This window comes from Pseudaquabacterium inlustre, assembly GCF_038066595.1.
GTDB lineage: Bacteria > Pseudomonadota > Gammaproteobacteria > Burkholderiales > Burkholderiaceae_C > Pseudaquabacterium > Pseudaquabacterium inlustre.
This window is the reverse complement of sequence record NZ_JBBUTH010000001.1, coordinates 378,949-399,047: the sequence shown is the minus strand read 5'-3', so window position 1 is coordinate 399,047 and position 20,099 is coordinate 378,949. Positions and strand designations below refer to the sequence as shown.

14 protein-coding genes are annotated in these 20,099 nt (G+C 71.0%); 4 read left to right on the top strand and 10 right to left on the bottom strand.

All coding sequences use genetic code 11. From position 1 onward, the window contains the following. Positions 1–22 precede the first annotated feature (22 nt). The 8 genes from AACH10_RS01790 to AACH10_RS01755 all read right to left on the bottom strand — a co-directional run bounded on the left by AACH10_RS01790 (position 23) and on the right by AACH10_RS01755 (position 11,282). Positions 23–1,972 (bottom strand): methyl-accepting chemotaxis protein, encoded by a 1,950-nt coding sequence (locus tag AACH10_RS01790; RefSeq protein WP_341408640.1) that lies wholly within the window; start codon positions 1,970–1,972, stop codon positions 23–25. A gap of 32 nt (positions 1,973–2,004) precedes the next feature. After that, complete coding sequence (locus AACH10_RS01785) at positions 2,005–3,825, bottom strand: methyl-accepting chemotaxis protein (protein WP_341408639.1); 1,821 nt, start codon at positions 3,823–3,825, stop codon at positions 2,005–2,007. A gap of 103 nt (positions 3,826–3,928) precedes the next feature. Then, positions 3,929–4,474, bottom strand: coding sequence for a chemotaxis protein CheW (locus AACH10_RS01780; protein WP_341408638.1), 546 nt, complete (start codon positions 4,472–4,474; stop codon positions 3,929–3,931). Between the two features lie 145 nt (positions 4,475–4,619). Then, positions 4,620–6,194 (bottom strand): methyl-accepting chemotaxis protein, encoded by a 1,575-nt coding sequence (locus AACH10_RS01775; protein ID WP_341408637.1) that lies wholly within the window; start codon positions 6,192–6,194, stop codon positions 4,620–4,622. A gap of 132 nt (positions 6,195–6,326) precedes the next feature. Continuing rightward, positions 6,327–8,087, bottom strand: a complete 1,761-nt coding sequence (locus AACH10_RS01770) for a methyl-accepting chemotaxis protein (protein WP_341408636.1) — start codon at positions 8,085–8,087, stop codon at positions 6,327–6,329. A 91-nt stretch (positions 8,088–8,178) separates the two neighbouring features. Then, positions 8,179–10,329 carry a chemotaxis protein CheA gene (locus tag AACH10_RS01765; protein ID WP_341408635.1) on the bottom strand — a complete coding sequence of 717 codons (2,151 nt, stop codon included), beginning with the start codon at positions 10,327–10,329 and terminating at the stop codon, positions 8,179–8,181. Between the two features lie 66 nt (positions 10,330–10,395). Then, on the bottom strand, positions 10,396–10,758 hold the full coding sequence (locus tag AACH10_RS01760; RefSeq protein ID WP_341408634.1) for a response regulator: 363 nt from the start codon (positions 10,756–10,758) through the stop codon (positions 10,396–10,398). 62 nt (positions 10,759–10,820) lie between these two features. Continuing rightward, the gene (locus AACH10_RS01755) at positions 10,821–11,282 is read right to left on the bottom strand and encodes a hypothetical protein (RefSeq protein ID WP_341408633.1); all 462 of its coding nucleotides are present in this window, start codon (positions 11,280–11,282) and stop codon (positions 10,821–10,823) included. Positions 11,283–11,453: 171 nt separating this feature from the next. On the opposite strand from AACH10_RS01755, the gene AACH10_RS01750 reads away from it, so the two are divergent. The 4 genes from AACH10_RS01750 to AACH10_RS01735 all read left to right on the top strand — a co-directional run bounded on the left by AACH10_RS01750 (position 11,454) and on the right by AACH10_RS01735 (position 18,351). After that, positions 11,454–12,608 (top strand): hybrid sensor histidine kinase/response regulator, encoded by a 1,155-nt coding sequence (locus AACH10_RS01750; RefSeq protein ID WP_341408632.1) that lies wholly within the window; start codon positions 11,454–11,456, stop codon positions 12,606–12,608. Further along, entirely contained in the window at positions 12,605–13,240 is a 636-nt protein-coding gene (locus tag AACH10_RS01745) for a response regulator (RefSeq protein ID WP_341408631.1), read from the top strand. The genes AACH10_RS01750 and AACH10_RS01745 overlap by 4 nt, the downstream gene beginning before the upstream one ends. Positions 13,241–13,415: 175 nt before the next feature. After that, positions 13,416–16,631: a PAS domain S-box protein gene (locus tag AACH10_RS01740; protein ID WP_341408630.1), complete on the top strand. Its 3,216-nt coding sequence runs from the start codon at positions 13,416–13,418 to the stop codon at positions 16,629–16,631. A 13-nt stretch (positions 16,632–16,644) separates the two neighbouring features. After that, entirely contained in the window at positions 16,645–18,351 is a 1,707-nt protein-coding gene (locus AACH10_RS01735; protein WP_341408629.1) for a chemotaxis protein CheW, read from the top strand. Positions 18,352–18,388: 37 nt separating this feature from the next. Here the strand turns inward: AACH10_RS01735 and AACH10_RS01730 are convergent, their stop codons facing one another. After that, positions 18,389–19,216, bottom strand: a complete 828-nt coding sequence (locus AACH10_RS01730; protein WP_341408628.1) for an HDOD domain-containing protein — start codon at positions 19,214–19,216, stop codon at positions 18,389–18,391. Positions 19,217–19,328: 112 nt separating this feature from the next. After that, complete coding sequence (fliR, locus tag AACH10_RS01725; protein WP_341408627.1) at positions 19,329–20,090, bottom strand: flagellar biosynthetic protein FliR; 762 nt, start codon at positions 20,088–20,090, stop codon at positions 19,329–19,331. Positions 20,091–20,099 lie beyond the last annotated feature (9 nt).

The window sequence follows — 20,099 nt, the reverse complement described above, 5'->3', positions numbered from 1 at the left end:
GCGGCGCCGCCTGGGGCGTGCGTCAACTCACCTTGAAGGTGCTCACCACCTCGGTCAGTCGGTGCGCCTGCTCGCGCAGGCTCTCGGCGGCGGCGGCGCTTTCTTCCACCAGCGCGGCGTTCTGCTGCGTCATCTGGTCGAGGTTGCCGATGGCGCCATTGACCTGACCGAAGCCGCTGCTCTGCTCGCCGGCGGCGGCGCTGATCTCGCCGATGATGTCGGTGACGCGCGAGACGCTGCTGACGATGTCGCGCATCGTGCTGCCGGCGTCCTGCACCAGGCGCGAGCCCGAGTCCACCTTCTCGACGCTGGCGCCGATCAGGCTCTTGATCTCGCGCGCCGCCTCGGCGCTGCGCTGCGCCAGGCTGCGCACCTCGCCGGCCACCACCGCGAAGCCGCGGCCCTGCTCGCCGGCGCGCGCGGCTTCCACCGCGGCGTTCAGCGCCAGGATGTTGGTCTGGAAGGCGATGCCGTCGATGGTGCCGATGATGTCGGCGATCTTCTTGGACGCGTGGTTGATCTCGTCCATCGTGCTGACCACCTGCTGCACCACCTCGCCGCCGCGCTGGGCCACGCTTTGCGCGCTGGCGGCCAGCTGGTTGGCCTGGGCGGCCGAGTCGGCGCTCTGGCGCACGGTGCCGGTCAGCTGCTCGATCGAGCTGGCGGTCTGCTGCAGGTTGCTGGCCGCCTGCTCGGTGCGGTGGCTCAGGTCCTGGTTGCCGCTGGCCACCTCGTTGCTGGCCGTGCCGATCGATTCGGCGGCCTGGCGCACGCGCTGGATGGTGCTGGCCAGGTTCTCGCGCATCGCTTCCACCTGCTGCATCAGGCGGCCGATCTCGTCGTGGCGGTCCACCCGCACGGCATGGGTCAGGTCGCCCTGGGCCACGGCTTCCAGGTGCTGGCCCAGATCGGCCAGCGGGCGCGACACGCCGTTGCGCAGCAGCCAGGCCATGCCCAGGCCCAGCACCACGGCCGCGCCGACGAACAAGGCCACGAAGGGCAGCATGGCCGCGTAATGCGGGCGCATGGCCTCGGTGTCGCTCACCTCGGCCACCAGCCACCAGCCCGAGCCCGGCGCCTTGCGCACCACGGCCCAGCGGTTGTCGCCGGCGGCCAGCAGCGGCACCGGCAGCGCCTGGGGTCCGCTGTCGGCACCGGCGGCCGCCAGCATGGCCAGCGACTTCTCGGCGCCCGGCCAGGCTTCGGTCACCTTCTTGCCGCGCAGCGTCGGGTGGGCCACGAACACCGCGTCGGCGGGGGCCTTCTTCGGGTCGATCACGGCCAGACCGCCGGTGTCGTAGAGCTTGCCCTCGGCCACCATCTTGTCCAGCGTGGCCTGGAAGGCCGACAGGTCGAAGCCGATGAACAGGATGCCCGCCACCTGGCCGGCGCCATCCTTCACCGCCTGGTAGCGGGTCATGTAGTGCTTGCCGAACAGGAAGGCGCGGCCGGTGTAGCTGTCACCGGCCATCATCTTCTTGAAGGCCGGGTGGCCGCTGCCGAGCATCGTGCCCATCGCGCGGTCGCCGTTCTCCTTCTTCAGCGAGGTGGTGATGCGCACGAAGTCATCGCCCTTGCGCGCGAAGATCGTGGCCACGCCGCCGGTGCTGGCGGCGAACTTGTCCACCGCCGTGAAGCTGCCGTTGAGCTTCTCGCCGGCGTTGCGCAGCTCGCCCGAGGCGGCATCCAGGCTGAAGTCCTTGGCAAAGCCTTCAGCAAAGCTGGTGTAGAAGCGTTCGGTCACCTGGCGGGCGGCCTCGTCGAAGGCCTCCAGCGACTGCGCCGCCGCATGGGCGCGCTCGGAAGCCAGGCGTTCAACGTGGCCGCGGGTCTCGTGCGCGGTGGCCCAGGCCATCACGGCGCAGATGCCGAGCATCACCGCGGCGATGGCCCCGGCGGCACCCAGCGAGATGCGTCGGGCCAGGGACGAACCGCCGGAAGGGCGGCCAGGGAGGGAAAGGGAGGCGTGCATCGCTGGGGCTCCGTGGGCGTGTGCCGCGGGGTTCAGAAGGTTTCCCAGTCGTCGTCGGAGACGGCGCGACTGGCGGGGGCGGTGCTGCGCGCGCTGCTGTCACGGGCCTGGCCGATGGCGGCCTGCGCCACGTCGGCGGGACGGGCCGGGGCCGCGGTCGGGGCCGGCGTGGCCGGGCGGGCCGGCGCCGGGCTCGGCGTGCGCGTGGCCGTGGCAGTGGCCGTGGCCGTGGCCTGAGCGCTGCCGGCGCTGGCCAGGCTGCTGGCGGGCCGGTTGGCGGCCGGCCGCGGCGCGGCGACCGCGTGGCTGGCGCGGGCCGTGCTGCCGTTGACCTTGAAGGTGCTCACCACCTCGGCCAGGCGGTGGGCCTGCTCGCGCAGGCTCTCGGCGGCGGCGGCGCTTTCCTCCACCAGCGCGGCGTTCTGCTGCGTCATCTGGTCGAGGTTGCTCACCGCGCTGTTGACCAGGCCGATGCCCGAGCTCTGCTCGCCGGCGGCTGCGCTGATCTCGCCGATGATGTCGGTGACGCGCGAGACGCTGGTGACGATCTCGCTCATCGTGCTGCCGGCGTCCTGCACCAGGCGCGAGCCCGATTCCACCTTCTCGACGCTGGCGCCGATCAGGCTCTTGATCTCGCGCGCGGCCTCGGCGCTGCGCTGGGCCAGGCTGCGCACCTCGCCGGCCACCACCGCGAAGCCGCGGCCCTGTTCGCCGGCGCGGGCGGCTTCCACCGCCGCGTTCAGCGCCAGGATGTTGGTCTGGAAGGCGATGCCGTCGATGGTGCCGATGATGTCGGAGATCTTCTTCGACGCGTGGTTGATCTCGTCCATCGTGCTGACCACCTGGCTCACCACCTCGCCGCCGCGCTGCGCCACGTTCTGGGCGCTGGCGGCCAGCTGGTTGGCCTGGGCGGCGGAGTCGGCGCTCTGGCGCACGGTGCCGGTCAGCTCCTCGATCGAGCTGGCGGTCTGCTGCAGGTTGCTGGCAGCCTGCTCGGTGCGCTGGCTCAGGTCCTGGTTGCCGCTGGCCACCTCGGTGCTGGCCACCTGGATCGATTCGGCCACCTGCTGCACCTCGCCCACCACGCGCTGCAGTGCGTCGCGCATGTGGGCCAGCGAGTTCATCACCTCGCCGATCTCGTCATGGCGGCTGGTGTCGATGTTGACGGTCAGGTCGCCCTCGCCGATGCGGTGCGCGGTGTCGGCCAGTTCCTTCATCGGGCGGGCGATGGCGCGCACGGTCAGCAGGGCGCCGATGGCCATGCCGGCCACCACCACCAGCATCACGCCGACGACGGCCCACACGGTGCGCATGCGGTCGCGGCCGGTGGCCTCGCGCAGCGCGTTGCTGCGCGTCTGCTGCAGCGTCAGGAAGGCGGTCTGGGCGGCGGTGTAGGCCTCCACCTTGGGCCGCATCTTGCTGTCCAGCGCCGCGGTGGCCTCCTCGTGCTTGCCGTCGGCCTTGAGCTTGCGCACCTCGTCGCGCGCGGCGATGTAGGCCTTGCGCGTCTCGGCCACCTTGGCCAGCGCGTCCTTCTCTTCCGGGGTGTCGGCCAGCGATTCGATGCGCTTTTGCAATTCGCTGATCTTGGCCGTCGTGGCCTCGATCTGCGGCTTCAGCGCGGCCGCCACCTTGGGGTCGTCACCCTGCACGCTGGCCAGCGTGCGGACGATGTTCGATGCCGTGAGGCCGCGCCAGTCCGAGGCGTCCTCCAGCTTGGTCTGCTGCGCGGCCTGCTGCGCATTCGATTCGGCGATGTTGCTCTGCGTGCGCACGGCCATCAGACCGGCCAGCGCCACCACCACGGTGAGCTGGACGATGGTGGGCAACCACAGGCGGGTGGAGAGTTTCATCTGCATCTGGGAACTCCCGGGCGAGAAGACAGGTTCGAAGGGGTCTCGGGCGATCGACTGGCGCAGGCGCGTACCCGACTCGCTGGGGGGATCGCGCCGGCGCTCAGGTGGCGGCTTGCTCCAGCAGGCCCATGTCGGCACTGCCCATCAGCGCCTCGATGTCCATCAGGATCAGCATGCGCTCGTTGACGCTGGCGATGCCGGTGATGAAGGCGGCATCGACCGAGGTGCCCATGGCCGGGGCCGGGCGGATGCTGTCGCCCGCCAGCTCCAGCACGTCGGACACCGAGTCCACCACCGCGCCCACCACCCGGCCGCGCAGGTTCAGCACGATGACCACGGTGAACGGCGTGTAGTCGGCGCTGTCGCAGCCCAGCTTCAGGCGCAGGTCGACGATGGGCACGATCACGCCACGCAGGTTGACCACGCCCTTCAGGAACGAGGGCGCGTTGGCGATGCGCGTGGGCTGCTCGTACGAGCGGATCTCCTGCACGCGCAGGATGTCGATGCCGTATTCCTCGGCGCCGAGGCGGAAGGTGAGGTACTCGCCGTTGTGCGCCTGCAGCGTGGCAGCGCGCTGGCCGGCGGCCTCGATGGCGCGCTGGGCCTCGTGGCGGGCCACGGCGGCGGCGTCGGTGATCATGTCCATGGCGTGCGTTCTCCAGTCGGGGGCGGTAGGTGCGGGCGCGCTGGCTTGCGGGCCTGTCGGGGTTATCGGCGGGGTCTGGCGCCGGTTGAGGCGTGGCCGGTGCCGCAGGCGGCCTGGCCGCGCGGCGGGCACCGGTGGTCGTGAATCAATGCACGCTCTCGATGCGGAAGCGGCCGACGATGCCGGTCAGCGCCTTGGCCTGGTCGGACAGGCTCTCGGCTGCGGCGGCGGTCTGCTCCACCAGCGAGGCGTTCTGCTGCGTCATGCGGTCCAGCCCGGTGACGGCGCCGCTGACCTCGCCGATGCCCTGGCTCTGCGCGTCGGCCGAGGTGGTGACCTCGGCGATGATGCGGCTGACGCGCTGCACCGAATCGACGATCTCGTCCATCGTGCGGCCGGCCTCGCGCACCTGCTCGGCACCGGCCGACACGCGCTCCACCGAGGCGCCGATCAGGCTCTTGATCTCGCGTGCGGCCTCGGCGCTGCGCTGCGCCAGGCTGCGCACCTCGCCGGCCACCACGGCGAAGCCGCGGCCCTGTTCACCGGCGCGGGCGGCTTCCACCGCCGCGTTCAGCGCCAGGATGTTGGTCTGGAAGGCGATGCCGTCGATCACGCCGGTGATGTCGGCGATGCGGCTGGAGGCGCTGTGGATCTGGTCCATCGTGGCCACCACCTGCTGCACCACCGAGCCGCCGCGCTGGGCCACGTCCTGCGCCGACTGCGCCAGCGCGCTGGCCTGGCCGGACGACTCGGCGCTCTGGCGCACCGAATCGGTGATCTGCTCCAGCGACGAGGCGGCCTGCTGCAGGCTGCTGGCGGCCTGCTCGGTGCGGCCGCTGAGGTCCAGGTTGCCGGCCGCCATCTCGCCCGACGAGCGCTGGATGCTGCCCGAGGCGTCGCGCAGTTCGCCCACCAGGGTGCGCAGCGCGTCCTGCATCGAGGCCAGGCCGCGCAGCAGGTCGGCGGCCTCGTCACTGCCCTCGGCCACGATGCGCTGGGTCAGGTCGCCCGAGGCGATGGCCTGGGCCACCGCACGCGCCTGCACGATGGGGCCGGTGATCGATTGCGAGTTCAGCAGCGTGGTCGGCACCACCACCAGCACCACCATCGCCAGCACGCCGACGAACAGCACCGTGGTGCGCTGCAGCTCGTCGTCGAATTGCTGTTGCGTGGCCTTGGCTTCCTTGTCGAGGATCACGGTGATGGCCTCCATCTCCGCCTCCATCGTCTGGAAGTGGTGCTTGGCGCGCGCCAGCATGCGGTCGGCGGTGCGGGCGTTGTCGTAGTTGCCGGCCTGCAGCGTGTCGAACACCGGTTTGGACGCGGTGGCGTACTCCTCGATGGCCTTGAGCGCCGCTCGCGCATGCGGGTTGTCGGCGTCGTCCTCGCCTTCCAGCAGCTTGCCCAGCTGGCTCTTCAGCGCCTCGACGGTCTGCTGCCAGGACTTGCGGTCGCGCGCCACCGCCTCGCCGTCCTCGTAGTGGATCACCGCGTCCTGCTCGAAGCGGCGCACCTGGGCCAGCGTGAAGCGGGCATCGGCCACCGCCCGCTGCTCGGCCATCGAGTGGTGCACCATGTCCTGGTTCAGCACGCCCAGGTTCCGGCCGCCCAGCAGGCCGGCCAAGCCGACCAGCCCGAACAGCCCCAGCACCACGGCAATCGCCGCGCGCATGCGGAACCGGATCGAGTAGCCGCGCATCCATTGCATCGCCGAATTCATCACCGCGCTCCGCAGGGTGGGGGTACTGCCAGAAAGATATCGGTCGGCCGGGCGCGGATACGGCGGGCGCAGGCGGACCGGGTCAGGCATCCGGCGCAGCGGCCGGCACGGGGCCGGCCGCTGCGCAGGGGATCAAAAGGTTTCCCAGTCGGCGTCGGCCGTGCTGCTGGCCGCGGGCGCCGGGGCCGGGCGAGGTGCCGCCACCGGGGCCGGTGCCGGACGCGGTGCGGCGGCCTTGGGGGCCTGCAGCGCCGGGGCCGGGCGCGCGGCCGGCGCGCTGTGCAGCACCGGGGCGGCCGCCGGTGCGCGCACCGGGCTGGCGGCCGGCGGCATGGCCGGCGCGGCGGCGCCATCGGCGCGGAAGGTGGCCACCATGCTGGCCAGGCGGTCGGCCTGCGACTTCAGGCTCTCGGCGGCGGCAGCGCTCTGCTCCACCAGCGCGGCGTTCTGCTGCGTCATCTGGTCCAGGTCGGTCACCGCGCCGTTGACCAGGCCGATGCCCGAGCTCTGTTCGGCCGAGGCGGCACTGATCTCGCCGATGATGTCGGTGACGCGCGAGACGCTGCTGACGATCTCGTTCATCGTGCTGCCGGCGTCCTGCACCAGGCGCGAGCCCGATTCCACCTTCTCGACGCTGGCGCTGATCAGGCTCTTGATCTCGCGCGCGGCCTCGGCGCTGCGCTGCGCCAGGCTGCGCACCTCGCCGGCCACCACCGCGAAGCCGCGGCCCTGCTCGCCGGCGCGGGCGGCTTCCACCGCCGCGTTCAGCGCCAGGATGTTGGTCTGGAAGGCGATGCCGTCGATGGTGCCGATGATGTCTGCGATGCGCTTGGACGCGGTGTTGATCTCATCCATGGTGCTGACCACCTGGCTCACCACCTCGCCGCCGCGTTGCGCCACGCTTTGCGCGCTGGCGGCCAGCTGGTTGGCCTGGGCGGCCGAGTCGGCGCTCTGGCGCACGGTGCCGGTCAGCTGCTCGATCGAGCTGGCGGTCTGCTGCAGGCTGCTGGCGGTCTGCTCGGTGCGCTGGCTCAGGTCCTGGTTGCCGGCGGCGATCTCGGCGCTGGCGGTGCGGATCGAGTCGCTGGCCTGGCGCACCTGCACGATGGTGCCTGACAGCGACGCCGCCATGCGGCCCAGCGCGGTCATCAGCTCGCCGAACTCGTCACCGCGGTGGGCGGTGCGCGGTGCGCTCAGGTCGCCCGCGGCAATGCGGTCGGCCAGGCCCACGGCCTCGCGCACCGGGTTGCGGATGCTGCCCACCAGGGCCAGCGTGCCGGCCACCATGCCGGCGATGATCAGGGCCACGGCCACGGCCGCCACCACCACGGTCTGGCGGCGCTCGGCGGCCACGCGCTCGCGGCCCTGGCGTGACAGCTCCTTTTGCATCACCACGAACTCGCGCAGCGCCTGCAGGTAGACGGCGGCATCGGCGCGGAACGGGCCGGTGGCCAGCTCGCGTGCGGCATCGCCCTTGCCGTCCTTGCGCAGGGCCACGATGTTGGCGTTGTGCGCCAGCGCCTTCTTGCGCAGGTCGCCGATCTTGTCCATCTGCGCGCGCTCGGCGTCGCTGGTGGCCAGCTCCTTGAGCTGCTTCTGCAGCTCGGAGATCTGCGCGATGGACTTCTCGTTCTGTTCCTTGAACGCGACGGTCACGGTCTCGTCGCTGCTGATCGCCGCGGCGATCACGCGCGATACCGTGGCGTCGGTCAGGCCGCTCCATTCACCGGCCAGGTGGATCTTGAGTTCGGCCTGGCCCAGCACGCGGTCGGCGTCGGCCTGCGAGGCGGCCGATCGCAGGGCCGCGAAGCCGATCAGCGCCAGCAGGGCGGCGATGAACAGGCCGACCACCAGCCACAGCTTGGCGGCGATGCGCAGGTTCTGAAGGTTCATGGAGGCAGTCGTGTTCGCTGCGGCCCGCCGGGCGGGCCGCACGCAGGGCAGGGGTGGCGCCGGCGCAGGGCCGGCGCGGGGGTGGGGCAGGTCAGTGGCGCGTGCGGCGCACCAGCGACAGGATGTCGAGGATCAGGGCCACGCGGCCGTCGCCCATGATGGTGGCGCCGGACACGTCGGGCACCTTGCGGTAGTTGGCTTCCAGGTTCTTCACCACCACCTGCTGCTGGCCGAGCAGTTCGTCGACGAGCAGCGCCACGCGCGTGCCCTCGCTCTCGACTACCACCATGATGTTGCTAACGTGCTCGAAGTCGAAGCGCGGCACCTCGAACACCTTCTCCAGGTCGATCACCGGCATGTACTCGCCGCGCACTTCCACCACGCGGCCGGTGGTGCCGATGGTCTTGACCATGTTGTCCTGCACCTGGAACGACTCGACCACCGAGCCCAGCGGCAGGATGTAGCACTCCTCGCCCACGCCCACGCTCATGCCGTCCATGATGGCCAGCGTGAGCGGCAGGCGCACCTTGACGCTCATGCCGTAGCCCTCGGCGGAATCGATGTCCACCGAGCCGCCCAGCGCCATGATGTTCTTCTTGACGACGTCCATGCCCACGCCGCGGCCCGACACGTCGGTGACGACCTCGGCGGTGGAGAAGCCGGGCGCGAAGATCAGGTTCCAGACCTCGTTGTCGCTCATCGAGTCGGGCGCGTCGATGCCTTTCTCGCGCGCCTTGCTGATCAGCTTCTCGCGGTTCAGGCCCTTGCCGTCGTCGCGCACCTCGATGACGATGGAACCGCCCTGGTGGCTGGCGACGAGCGTGATGGTGCCGTGCTCGGGCTTGCCCTTGGCCAGGCGGTCGGCCGGGCTCTCGATGCCGTGGTCGCAGCTGTTGCGCACCAGGTGGGTCAGCGGGTCGGTGATCTTCTCCACCATGCCCTTGTCGAGCTCGGTGGCTTCGCCCTGCGTCACCAGCTCGACCTTCTTGCCCAGCTTGGCCGCCAGATCGCGCAGCATGCGCGGGAAGCGGTTGAAAACCATCGACATCGGAATCATCCGGATCGACATCACCGCTTCCTGCAGGTCGCGGGTGTTGCGCTCCAGGTCGGCCAGGCCGGCGCCCAGCTGCTGGTGCAGCGCGGCGTCCAGGTTCTTGCTGTTTTGCGCCAGCATGGCCTGGGTGATCACCAGCTCGCCCACCAGGTTGATCAGCTGGTCCACCTTCTCCACGGCCACGCGCAGCGTGGCGGCGTCGGCGGCGGGCGGCTTGGCCTCGGCGCGCGGTGCGGCCGGCTTGGCCACGGGCTTGGGCGCCTCGGCCACCGGGGCCGGTGCGGCGCTGTCGCTGGCGGCGGCCGGCGCGGGCGCGGCGGCGCCCGGTGCGCCGGGGGCGTTGTCGAAGAAGCCGTAGCCCACCTCACGCGCCGGCGGAGCCTCCACCGGCGGCGCACCCGGCGCGCCTTCGTGGAAGCCGTAGCCGGGGCCCAGCGGCTGCAGTTGCACCGCCTCGCGTGGCACATGGAAGGTGAACAGGTCCAGCAGGTCGTTGTCGCTGCTGGTGGTGACGATCTTGAAGCGGCGCATGCCGTCGGCCGAGCGGCCGGCGTCCAGCGGCTCGATGGTGCCCAGGCCGTCGATCTCCTTGAACAGCTCGACCAGGTTGTCGGCCATGCTCGGATCGGGCAGGGAGCCCACGCGCAGTTCCAGCGTGCGCAGCAGGTTGGCGGCGGCGGCGCCGGCCGGCGCGGCCACCGGCGCCGGGGCCGGGGCCGGCGGCGGTGGTGCCACCATCACCGGGGCGGCCACCGGCGCGGGGGTGCCACCGGCGCACAGCGTGCGGATGGTGGCCAGCAGCTCGGTGGTGTCGGGCACCTCGTTGCCGGCGCCCTGGTGGCGCGCCAGCAGGGCCTTGAGCGCGTCGCCCGAGGCCAGCAGCACGTCCACCATCTGCGCGGTGGGGGTCAGTTCGTGGCGGCGCAGCTTGTCGAGCAGGGCCTCCATCTGGTGCGTCAGCTCGGCCACGTCGGTGAAGCCGAAGGTGGCGGCGCCACCCTTGACCGAGTGGGCGCAGCGGAAGATGGCGTTCAGTTCCTCGTCGTCGGCGGCCGACACGTCGAGTTCGAGCAGCATCTGCTCCATCGACTCGAGGTTTTCGCCCGCCTCCTCGAAGAAGACCTGGAAGAACTGGCTCAGGTCGATGCCGGCGGACAGGTGCGCGCCTTCGTTGCTCATGTCACCCATGACTGGGATCTCCCGAAAATGATGCGGTGGTCAGACGGTTGCGGTCGCGGCCCGCGGGCCGGACGGTCAGCGAATGACCTTGCCGATCACTTCGATCAGCTTGGCGGGGTCGAAGGGCTTGACCAGCCAGCCCGTGGCGCCTGCGGCGCGGCCGGCCTGCTTCATCTGGTCGCTGGACTCGGTGGTCAGGATCAGGATTGGCGTGCTCTTGAACTTGGGGCTGTCACGCAGCTTCTTGGTCAGCGAGATGCCGTCCATGCGGGGCATGTTCTGGTCGGTCAGCACCAGGCTGAAGTCGCGCTGGCCGGCCTTCTCCCAGGCGTCCTGGCCGTCCACGGCCTCGACGACGTTGAAGCCGGCGTTCTTCAGCGTGAAGGACACCATCTGGCGCATGGAGGCGGAATCGTCGACGGCGAGGATCGAGTGCATGGTCATTCTCCGGGCTGTATGAGGGCTGTCTGTTGGGGCTGTCGGGTCGGTCGGGTGGCGGTCTAGAACAGCTCGATCGAGCCGGCGTCCATCTCGTCCTGGGTCACGGGGTTGGGTCGCAACGGGGCTTCCTCCACGATGGCGGCGCCTTCTTCGTCGTCGCCCATCACGTCATTGGCCAGCCGGTCGGCGCAACTGCGCAATCGCCGCTGGGTATGGCCGATCAGTTGCCAGGCCATGTCCTGGAACTGCAGCGCCGTGACGGCGCCGCCCAGGTGCTGCATGGCCTCGTGCAGGCCTTCGCTCTGCAACTCGGGGTGCTGCGCGGCGGCCCGGGCCAGACGCGTGATCTGGGCCGAGGCGCCATAGAAATGGCCCATCAACGTCTCCGTGGCATCGGACAGCAGGCGCTGCAGGCGGTCCAGGTCGTTCTGGGCCACCATCAGGCTGTCCTGCAGGTCGGCCGCCACGGTCAGGCTGAGCTCGGCGCTGGGGACCTGCGGTGTCAGTTCGTCGTCGGGCATCGTCACTCCACGTTCAGCCCGGCATTCCGGAGGCTCCGGATGGCAGGGGCTTCGCGATTTTTCGGCGCCGGGGCCGGAAACATTAGGGCGAAGTTGGGGCTCAACCGGTGCCAATTCCTCACTGCGCCGGGCAGGTCCGGCATGGGGTGTGGGCTTTGCCATACTCCGGCCATGCCCATTTCGACCCCCGATCGGGTGCTGCGCGTGCTGCACGTCGAGGATTCCCCACTCGACCACGACCTGGCCATGGCCCATCTGGCCCGCGCCGGCCACCGCCTGGACGCGCTGCGCGTGGACACCGAAGCCGAGTTCGCCCGCCAACTGGCCAGCGGTCGCGACGGCTGGCCGTGGGACGTGGTGCTGTCCGATTTCAAGCTGCCCGGCTTCACCGGCCTGCGCGCGCAGCAGATCCTCAAGGACAGCGGCTGCGACCTGCCCTTCATCCTGGTCTCGGGCGAGATCGGCGAGGACACGGCCGTGGCCGCCATGCGCAACGGCGCGTCCGACTACCTGCTGAAGAACAACCTCGCGCGCCTGGCGCCGGCCGTGGAGCACGCCATCGAGGCCCACCACGAGCGCCTGGCGCGCCAGCAGGCCGACCGCGAGCTGGCCGCCAGCCGCCAGCGCCTGAGTGAGCTGGCCCAGCACCTGCAGACCAGCATCGAGATGGAGCGCGCGGCCATCGCGCGCGAGATCCACGACGACGTGGGCGGCAGCTTGACGGCCATCAAGTTCGACCTGTCTTGGATCGCCCGGCATGTCGATGTGCCCGAGGTGCAGCACCGCGTGGCCACCGCGCTGGACACCGTGGCCCATGCGGTCGAGGCCAGCCAGCGCATCATGTTGAACCTGCGTCCGGCCATCCTCGAACAGGGCCTGGTGCCGGCGCTGCAGTGGATGGCCCAGGCCTTCGAGAAGCGCCACGGCATCACCTGCATCTGCCAGACCAGCCACGACAGCATGCAACTGCCCGCCGGCGTGCCGCTGGTGGCCTACCGCTTCGCGCAGGAGGCGCTGACCAACGTGACCAAGCACGCCCAGGCCAGCAAGGTGCTGATCGACCTGTCGCTGGCGCGCGGCGTGCTGTCGCTGGAGGTCAGCGACAACGGCCGCGGCCTGTCCAAGGCCGACCTGGCCAAGGCGCGCAGCTTCGGCCTGCGCGGCCTGCACGAGCGCGCCGGCACCGTGGGCGGCTGGGTCGACGTGTCCAGCAGCCCCGGCCAGGGCACGGTGCTGATGCTGAGCGTGCCGATCCCCGGCGCCGGTGGCGCCGACGACACCGATTTCGACGATCCCGACACCCTGGGCTGGGACGACAACCCATGATCAAAGTCATTCTGTGTGACGACCACGCGCTGATCCGGCGCGGCATCCGCGACACCCTGTCCGACGCCGCCGACATCGAGGTGGTGGGCGAGGCCGGCGACTACGGCGAGCTGCGCGCGCTGATGCGCGGCACGCGCTGCGATGTGCTGGTGCTCGACATCAACCTGCCCGGCCGCAGCGGGCTGGACGTGATGCACGCGCTCAAGGACGAGGGTTCGCCGGTCAAGGTGCTGGTGGTCAGCATGTACCCCGAAGACCAGTACGCCATCCGCGCGCTGCGCGCCGGCGCCTACGGCTACGTGAACAAGGGTGGCGACCCGCAGGGCCTGGTGGCGGCCGTGCGCACCGTGGCCCAGGGGCGGAAATACGTCACGCCCGAGATCGCGCAGATGCTGGTGGAAAGCCTGACCATGCCGGCGCCCGAGAACGCGCACGACAAGCTCTCGGACCGCGAACTGCAGACCCTGGTGATGATCGCCTCGGGCAAGCGCCTGGCCGACATCGCGGAAGAACTCACGCTCAGCCCCAAGACGGTGAGCGTCTACCGTGCACGGGTGCTTGAAAAGCTGGGCCTGCAGAACAACGCCGAACTCACGGTGTACGCCATCCGCAACGGGCTGGTGGGCGACTGAGGCCTGGCTTCGGGCCGCCGGGGCGACGCTCAACTTCGCTGTTCGGGGGCCGATATGCGCTCCCAGAGGACTGCACAAGCATCCGGGGTCACGCGCGCCAGTGCTGCGTGAGGGGGGACCGGTTGTCGACGATGCGGCGGTGCCCTCGCAACGCCTCACGCATCGGAGTTCGCCCTTGTCCGCCCATTCCCGAGACGAAGCCGTCGCGCTGCGCGACGCCGTGGCCCAGCGCCCCGCCGCCGAGATCGCCAGCCTCTACGCCGCCACCGACCGCAGCCAGGCGGTCATCGAGTACGCGCTCGATGGCACCGTGCTGCGCGCCAACCGCAACTTCCTCGACCTGTTCGGCTACGAGCGCGAAGACGAGATCGTCGGCCAGCACCACCGCATCTTCTGCGATCCCGACGAGGCGGCCTCGCTGGCTTACCACGAGTTCTGGGACCGCCTGCGCAGCGGCGAGCACTTCACCGCCCAGTACCAGCGCCGCGGCAAGGACGGGCGCATCGTGCACACCCAGGCCAGCTACAACCCGGTGCTCGACGAGCAGGGTCGCGTGGTGTCGGTGGTGAAGTTCGCCTACGACGTCACCGAGATCAAGCGCCAGGCGCTCGAGAACGACAGCCGCATCGCCGCCATCGACCGCACGCAGGCGGTCATCGAGTTCGACCTCGACGGCCGGGTGACGGCCGCCAACGACCTGTACCTGCAGGCCATGGGCTACGCACGCGAGCAGGTGGTGGGCCAGCCGCACCGCCTGCTGTGCCCGCCCGAGTTCGCCGACGGCCCCGACTACCAGGCCTTCTGGGACCACCTTCGCGCCGGCCAGCACTGCACCGGCGAGTTCGAGCGCCGCGATGCCAAGGGCCGCACCGTGTGGCTGCAGGCGGCCTACATGCCGGTGCTGGGCATCGACGGCCGGCCGATCAAGGTGGTGAAGTACGCCATCGACGTGACCGACAGCAAGCGGCGCGTGCTCGAGGCCGACGGCATCATCGCCGCCATCGACCGCACCCAGGCGGTGGTGGAGTTCGACATGCAGGGCACGGTGCTGGCCGCCAACAGCCTGTTCCTGCAGACCATGGGCTACCGTGCCGAGCAGGTCATCGGCCAGTCGCACCGCCTGTTCTGCGACCCCGAGTTCGCGGCGAGTGGCCAGTACGAGGACTTCTGGGCCGAACTGGGCGACGGCCAGCCGCAGGGCGGTGAATTCCGCCGCCGTGCCGCCAGCGGCCGCACCGTGTGGCTGCAGGCCACCTACACGCCCATCCTCGACGTGGACGGCAAGCCGTACAAGGTGGTGAAGTTCGCCACCGACGTGACCGACGCCAAGACCAAGTCGCTCGAGGACGACAGCAAACTGGCGGCCATCGGTCGCTCGCAGGGCGTGATCGAGTTCGACCTCAGCGGCCATGTGCTCACCGCCAACGAGAACTTCCTGGCGCTGATGGGCTACCAGATCGACGAGGTGATCGGCCAGCACCACCGCATGTTCGTCGAGCCCGGCGAGGCCAGCGGCGGCGCCTACCGCCAGTTCTGGCTGAAGCTGGGCCGCGGCGAGTTCGACCGCGGCGACTACCTGCGCGTGGCCAAGGGCGGGCGCCAGGTGTGGATCCAGGCCACCTACAACCCGATCTTCGACCTCGACGGCCAGGTGGTGAAGGTGGTGAAGTTCTGCGCCGACATCACCGACAGCAAGATGCAGGCGTTGGAGATGTCCGCGCGCATGTCGGCGCTCAGCAGCAGCTCCTGCGTGCTGGAGATGGACGCCCGGCGCACCATCCTGTCGATCAACGACCGCCTGCTGGCCGTGCTGGGCTACGACCGCGAGCAGGTGGTGGGCAAGCCCGGCTCCTTCGTGCAGTTCGAGGAGGACGTGCGCAACCCGGCCTATGAACACAACTGGGGCAAGCTGGCCGCCGGGCAGGCGGTGTTCGGCGAGATGCGCGGCCGCGGCCTGAACGACCGCGAGCTGTGGTTCGCCACCACGCTGAGCCCGGTGATGGGCCTGGACGGCAAGCTGGCCAAGGTGATCCTGATCGCCACGAACATCACCGCCGACAAGAATGCGCGGCTGGAGGCGCAGGGCAAGCTCGAGGCCATCGACCGCGCGCAGGCCACGATCGAGTTCGACATCGACGGCAAGGTGCTGCGCGCCAACGCCAACTTCCTGAAGCTGATGGGCTACCGGCTCGAGGACATCCAGGGCCGCCACCACCGCATGTTCGTCGACGCCGACGAGGCCGCCAGCGCCGAGTACATGAACTTCTGGGAGCGCCTGTCGCGCGGCGAGGTGTTCGGCGGCGAATACCGGCGCCTGGGCCGCAACGGCCGCGAGGTGTGGATCCAGGCCACCTACAACCCGGTGTTCGACCCCTCGGGCCGGCCGGTGAAGGTGGTGAAGTTCGCCACCGACGTGACCGAGGCCAAGCTGCGCAATGCCGAGTTCGAGGCGCGTGTCCAGGCCATCGACAAGGGCCAGGCGGTGATCGAGTTCGACCTGGACGGCCGGGTGCTCAACGCCAACCGCAACTTCCTGGCGGCGATGGGCTACACGCTGCGCGAGATCCAGGGCCAGCACCACAGCCTGTTCTGCTCGCCGGAGTACACGCAGAGCACCGAGTACCGCGTGTTCTGGCTGCGCCTGAACGAGGGCGAGTTCATCAGCGGCCGCTTCCAGCGCGTGGGCAAGTACAACCGCGAGGTGTGGATCCAGGCCACCTACAACCCGATCTTCGACCTCAACGGCAAGGTCTCGAAGATCATCAAGTACGCCTTCGACGTGACCCACGAGGTGCAGCTGGAGCGCCGCATCGCCGCCAAGAGCGAGGAGATGCGCGACAGCATCGCCCAGCTGGCGGCCAGCATCACCGAGATCGCCGCCAACTCCGGCACCGCCGCCGAGAACGCCGATGCCGCCAACCAGGCGGCGCGCGCCGGCCATGCCGCGCTGGAGAAGTCGATCGCCGCGATCGCCGCGATCCAGGCGGGCTCGATGCGCATGGGCGAGATCGTGCGGGCCATCGGCGAGATCGCCAACCAGACCAACCTGCTGGCCTTCAACGCCGCCATCGAGGCGGCGCGGGCCGGCCAGCATGGCGTGGGCTTCTCCGTGGTGGCCGGCGAGGTGCGCAAGCTGGCCGAACGCAGCAGCACCGCCGCGCGCGAGATCGCCAAGCTGATCGACGAATCGGTGATGCAGGTGGGGCAGGGCGCCGAGGTCAGCCGCCAGGCCGCGCACAGCTTCGAGGGCGTGCTGCGCGCCGTCGAACGCACCGACGGCAGCGTGGGCCAGATCGCCCGCGCCACCGAGAGCCAGCGCCTGTCGGCGCAGGCGGTGTCGTCGCTGATCGCCGAGCTGACCGTGCCGTCCTCGGGCCCGCGCGCCCAGTGACGGAGCACCGGCGATGACGGGCTACGACGTGCCGGCCTTCGACGCCGGCTACCCGGGCGATGCCGTGCCGGTGCCGCCCCCCGGGCGCACGCCGGCCACGGTGCTGCGGGCGGCCGGTGGCGCCGGTGGCACGGGCCACGCGGGCGACGCCGGCCATGTGGCCGACACCGTGCTGGCGCAGGCCGTGTACGAGGGCTGCGGCGGCTTCATGATGGGCACGCTGGAGGTGGCCCTGCCGATGGGCGCGCTGCGTGAGGTGGTGCCGCTGACCCCGCTGCACTGCGTGCCCAGCAAGGCGCACGGGCTGATCGGCGCGATCGACCTGCGCGGCGTGATGCTGCCGGTGCTCGACCTGCGCCTGACGCTGTGCCGCAACAGCAACGATGCGCGCTTTCCCTGCGTGGTGATCATGGTGCACGAGGGGCGGCTGCTGGGCCTGCTGGCCGACGATGTGACCGGCGTGTTCCGCGTGGCCGACGGCAGCTTCAAGCGCATGCATGTCAGCGGCGGCGCCCTGCCGCTGCTGGCCGGCAGCCTGCGGCGCGCCGACGACGACCGCCTGGTCAACCTGCTCAGTCCGCAGGCCCTGGCCACGCTGCCCGAGATGCCGATGGTCGAGGACCCCGAGCCCGAACGCAGCCACCACGGCAGCGGCGCCGGCCAGGCGCAGGCCGCACCGACCGCGGTGCCGATGATGCTGATGCGCAGCGGCCCGCTGGTGCTGTGCATTGATGCGATGGCGGTGCACGCCACGCTGTCGGCGCCGGTGATCGAGCGCTCGGTGCTGGCCATGGGCGCCTGCCGCGGCGTGGTGCCCTACCAGGGCGAGCGCGTGCCGGTGGTCGACCTGCTGGAACACCTGGGCCTGGGGCGCCTGCCCGAGGGCGGCATGCGCGAGCTGCTGCTGCTGCACTGCGGCCCGGGCCTGGTCGGGCTGCTGATGGAACGCGTGATCGACGTGGTGGGCGTGGCCCGCGACGCCGTGGTGCCGGTGCCGGCCTTTGCGCTGCCGCGGCCGGCCCTGTTCAGCGGCGCGCTGCCGCTGGACGCGCTGCCCGCCGCCCTGCGCGACGAGCTGCGCGGCGCCGGCGGTGCGGCGCAATGCCTGGTGCTGGACGACACCGGCCTGCGCCAGGACGAGCCGCTGTGCGCGCTGGCCAGCACCCAGACCCCCGTGGGCCAGGCCCAGGCCGCGGCCGTGGTGGGGGCGCTGGGCCTGACCACCGGTGGCGACGGTGCGCTGGCCGCGCGCCGGGCGATGGTGACCTTCGAGCTGGCGGGCGAGGCGGCGGTGCCGATCGAGCAGCTGGCCGAGATCCTGCCGTACCGCACGGCCGACGCGGCCGCTTCGCCGGCCGGCACGGGCGGTGGCGCGCTGGTGGGCCTGGTGGTCGACCGCGGCCGCTCGATCCCGGTGCTGGACCTGCCGCGCCTGGCCGCCGTGGGCCAGCTGGCGCCCGGCATCGATGCCAGCGTGCTGGTGGTGCAGGCCGGCGAGGCCTGGCTGGGCTTTGCCGTGCCGCGGCTGCGCGCCATCGAGCCGGCCGACTGGGAGCCGTCGCTGCCGTCGCATGGTCTGGGCGAGGCCGATGCGCTGACCCACACGCTGCGCTCGCGCACGCTGGCGCAGGTGGGGCAGGGGGCCGAGCAGCGCATGCTGCGGGTGCTGGACCTGGGGGCCATCGCCCAGGCGCTGCAAAGCCAGCGGCTGGCGGCCTGAGCGCGGGCCCGGCGTCCCGCCGGCCCGGCCGTCGGGATCAGGAGACGAAGGCGTCCACCGCCAGCGTCAGCATGGCGTGGTGCGGGCACAGGTCGGCCATGCCGCCCAGGTCGAGGCCCAGCGCGCGGCCCAGCTCGGGCTGGGCCAGGTCCACCGAGGCCACCGGGTCCAGGCCGGCGTCGCCGGCATCGGCCAGCACGCTGGCCAGGCGCAGCACCGCGCCCATGGGCAGGAAGGGCCGCGTGCCCAGCGGGTTGCTGGCGCTGTGCAGCGCGTCCACCAGCGCGGTGGGGAAGCGCCAGCGCACGGCCAGCTCGGCGCTCACCTCGGCATGGGTGCAGCCGAAGTGCAGGCGCTCCAGTTCGAACACGCTGTCGGGCGGGCCGGTCAGCGCCTCCACCAGCGACAGCAGGCCGGGCTCGTGCATCAGCATCAGCAGCTGGCCGCTGCGCAGCATCAGGCCGGCGGTTTCGGCGGTGTCGGCGTCCACGCTGGCGGCCTGGGCCAGCCAGCGGGCATGGCCGGCGGTGGCCAGGTTCTGGCGCCAGAAGCGCAGGCGGTCGAAGCCGGGCGGGTGCGGGAAGCAGTCGGCCAGGCTGGCGCCCAGGGCCAGGCCGCGCAGCGCGCCCAGGCCGATGATCTGGGCCGCCTCGTGCAGCCGCGTGACCGGCCGGCTGGGCGCGTAGCGCGGGCTGTTGGCCAGGCGCAGCAGGCGTGCCGACAGCGCGGCGTCGGTGCCGACGATGGTCACCAGTTCGTCGATCGTGACGTTGTCGCGGCCGAAGGTGGCGAGCAGGCGGCGCGCCACCTCCGGCATGGCCGGCAGCACCACGGGCGGCCTGAAGAAGCTGAGGACGGGCGACATGGGCCGGGTGTCGGAGGGGCTGTGGGTCGACCGCTGCGGGTCGGGCCGGTCAGGCGTCACCTGCCCGGGTTTGCGAGGGTTATCGGCGGCCCTGGCGACAACTTGAGTGCCGTTACTGGAATTGCGCCAGCATGCGTTGCAGCGCCATCGCGAAGGGCTGCTCCATCAGCGGCAGCGTCAGCAGCATGCCGATCAGGCCGACGGCCAGCGTGATGGGAAAGCCGACCGAGAAGATGCTGATCTGCGGCGCCACGCGGGCGATGACGCCCAGCACCAGGTTGACGAACAGCAGCATGCCCACCAGCGGCAGCGCGATCCACAGGCCCAGGCTGAACACCTCGCGGCCCCACAGGTGCGGCTGCGTGGCGCGCAGGAAGGCGAAGGGCTCGTCACCGACCGGGAACACCTCGAAGCTGCGCACCAGCGCGCCGATGATCGCCAGGTGGCCGCCGATCAGCACGAACAGGAAGGCCACCATGGTGCCCATGAAGCGCGCGCTGGCCGTGCCCTGCGAGGCGCTGACCGGGTCGAAGAAGCCGGCGAAGTTCAGGCCCATCTGCAGGCCCATCAGTTCGCCGGCCAGTTCGACCGCCGAGAACACGATGCGCACCGAGAAGCCCAGCGCCAGGCCCACCAGCATCTGCTGCACCACCATGGTGAAGGCGGGCAGCGAGTCCAGTGCCACCGGCCGCATGGCCGGCAGCGAGGGCTGGGCGGCCAGCGCGATGAACAGCGCCAGCCCGATCTTCACCCGCGTGGGCACGGCGCGCTGGCTGAACACCGGCAGGCTGGCCAGCAGCGCCAGCGCCCGCACGAAGGGCCAGAACACCGGCGTCAGCCAGGCCAGCAACTGGGCTTCGGTGACGCTGATCATGCGCGGGCC

Bases quoted from the DNA above. Each gene is read 5' to 3' on its own strand.
- AACH10_RS01790 (WP_341408640.1), bottom strand. From the start codon at position 1,972: ATGCACGCCTCCCTTTCCCTCCCTGGCCGCCCTTCCGGCGGTTCGTCC.
- AACH10_RS01785 (WP_341408639.1), bottom strand. From the start codon at position 3,825: ATGAAACTCTCCACCCGCCTGTGGTTGCCCACCATCGTCCAGCTCACC.
- AACH10_RS01780 (WP_341408638.1), bottom strand. From the start codon at position 4,474: ATGGACATGATCACCGACGCCGCCGCCGTGGCCCGCCACGAGGCCCAG.
- AACH10_RS01775 (WP_341408637.1), bottom strand. From the start codon at position 6,194: ATGAATTCGGCGATGCAATGGATGCGCGGCTACTCGATCCGGTTCCGC.
- AACH10_RS01770 (WP_341408636.1), bottom strand. From the start codon at position 8,087: ATGAACCTTCAGAACCTGCGCATCGCCGCCAAGCTGTGGCTGGTGGTC.
- AACH10_RS01765 (WP_341408635.1), bottom strand. From the start codon at position 10,329: ATGGGTGACATGAGCAACGAAGGCGCGCACCTGTCCGCCGGCATCGAC.
- AACH10_RS01760 (WP_341408634.1), bottom strand. From the start codon at position 10,758: ATGCACTCGATCCTCGCCGTCGACGATTCCGCCTCCATGCGCCAGATG.
- AACH10_RS01755 (WP_341408633.1), bottom strand. From the start codon at position 11,282: ATGCCCGACGACGAACTGACACCGCAGGTCCCCAGCGCCGAGCTCAGC.
- AACH10_RS01750 (WP_341408632.1), top strand. From the start codon at position 11,454: ATGCCCATTTCGACCCCCGATCGGGTGCTGCGCGTGCTGCACGTCGAG.
- AACH10_RS01745 (WP_341408631.1), top strand. From the start codon at position 12,605: ATGATCAAAGTCATTCTGTGTGACGACCACGCGCTGATCCGGCGCGGC.
- AACH10_RS01735 (WP_341408629.1), top strand. From the start codon at position 16,645: ATGACGGGCTACGACGTGCCGGCCTTCGACGCCGGCTACCCGGGCGAT.
- AACH10_RS01730 (WP_341408628.1), bottom strand. From the start codon at position 19,216: ATGTCGCCCGTCCTCAGCTTCTTCAGGCCGCCCGTGGTGCTGCCGGCC.
- fliR (WP_341408627.1), bottom strand. From the start codon at position 20,090: ATGATCAGCGTCACCGAAGCCCAGTTGCTGGCCTGGCTGACGCCGGTG.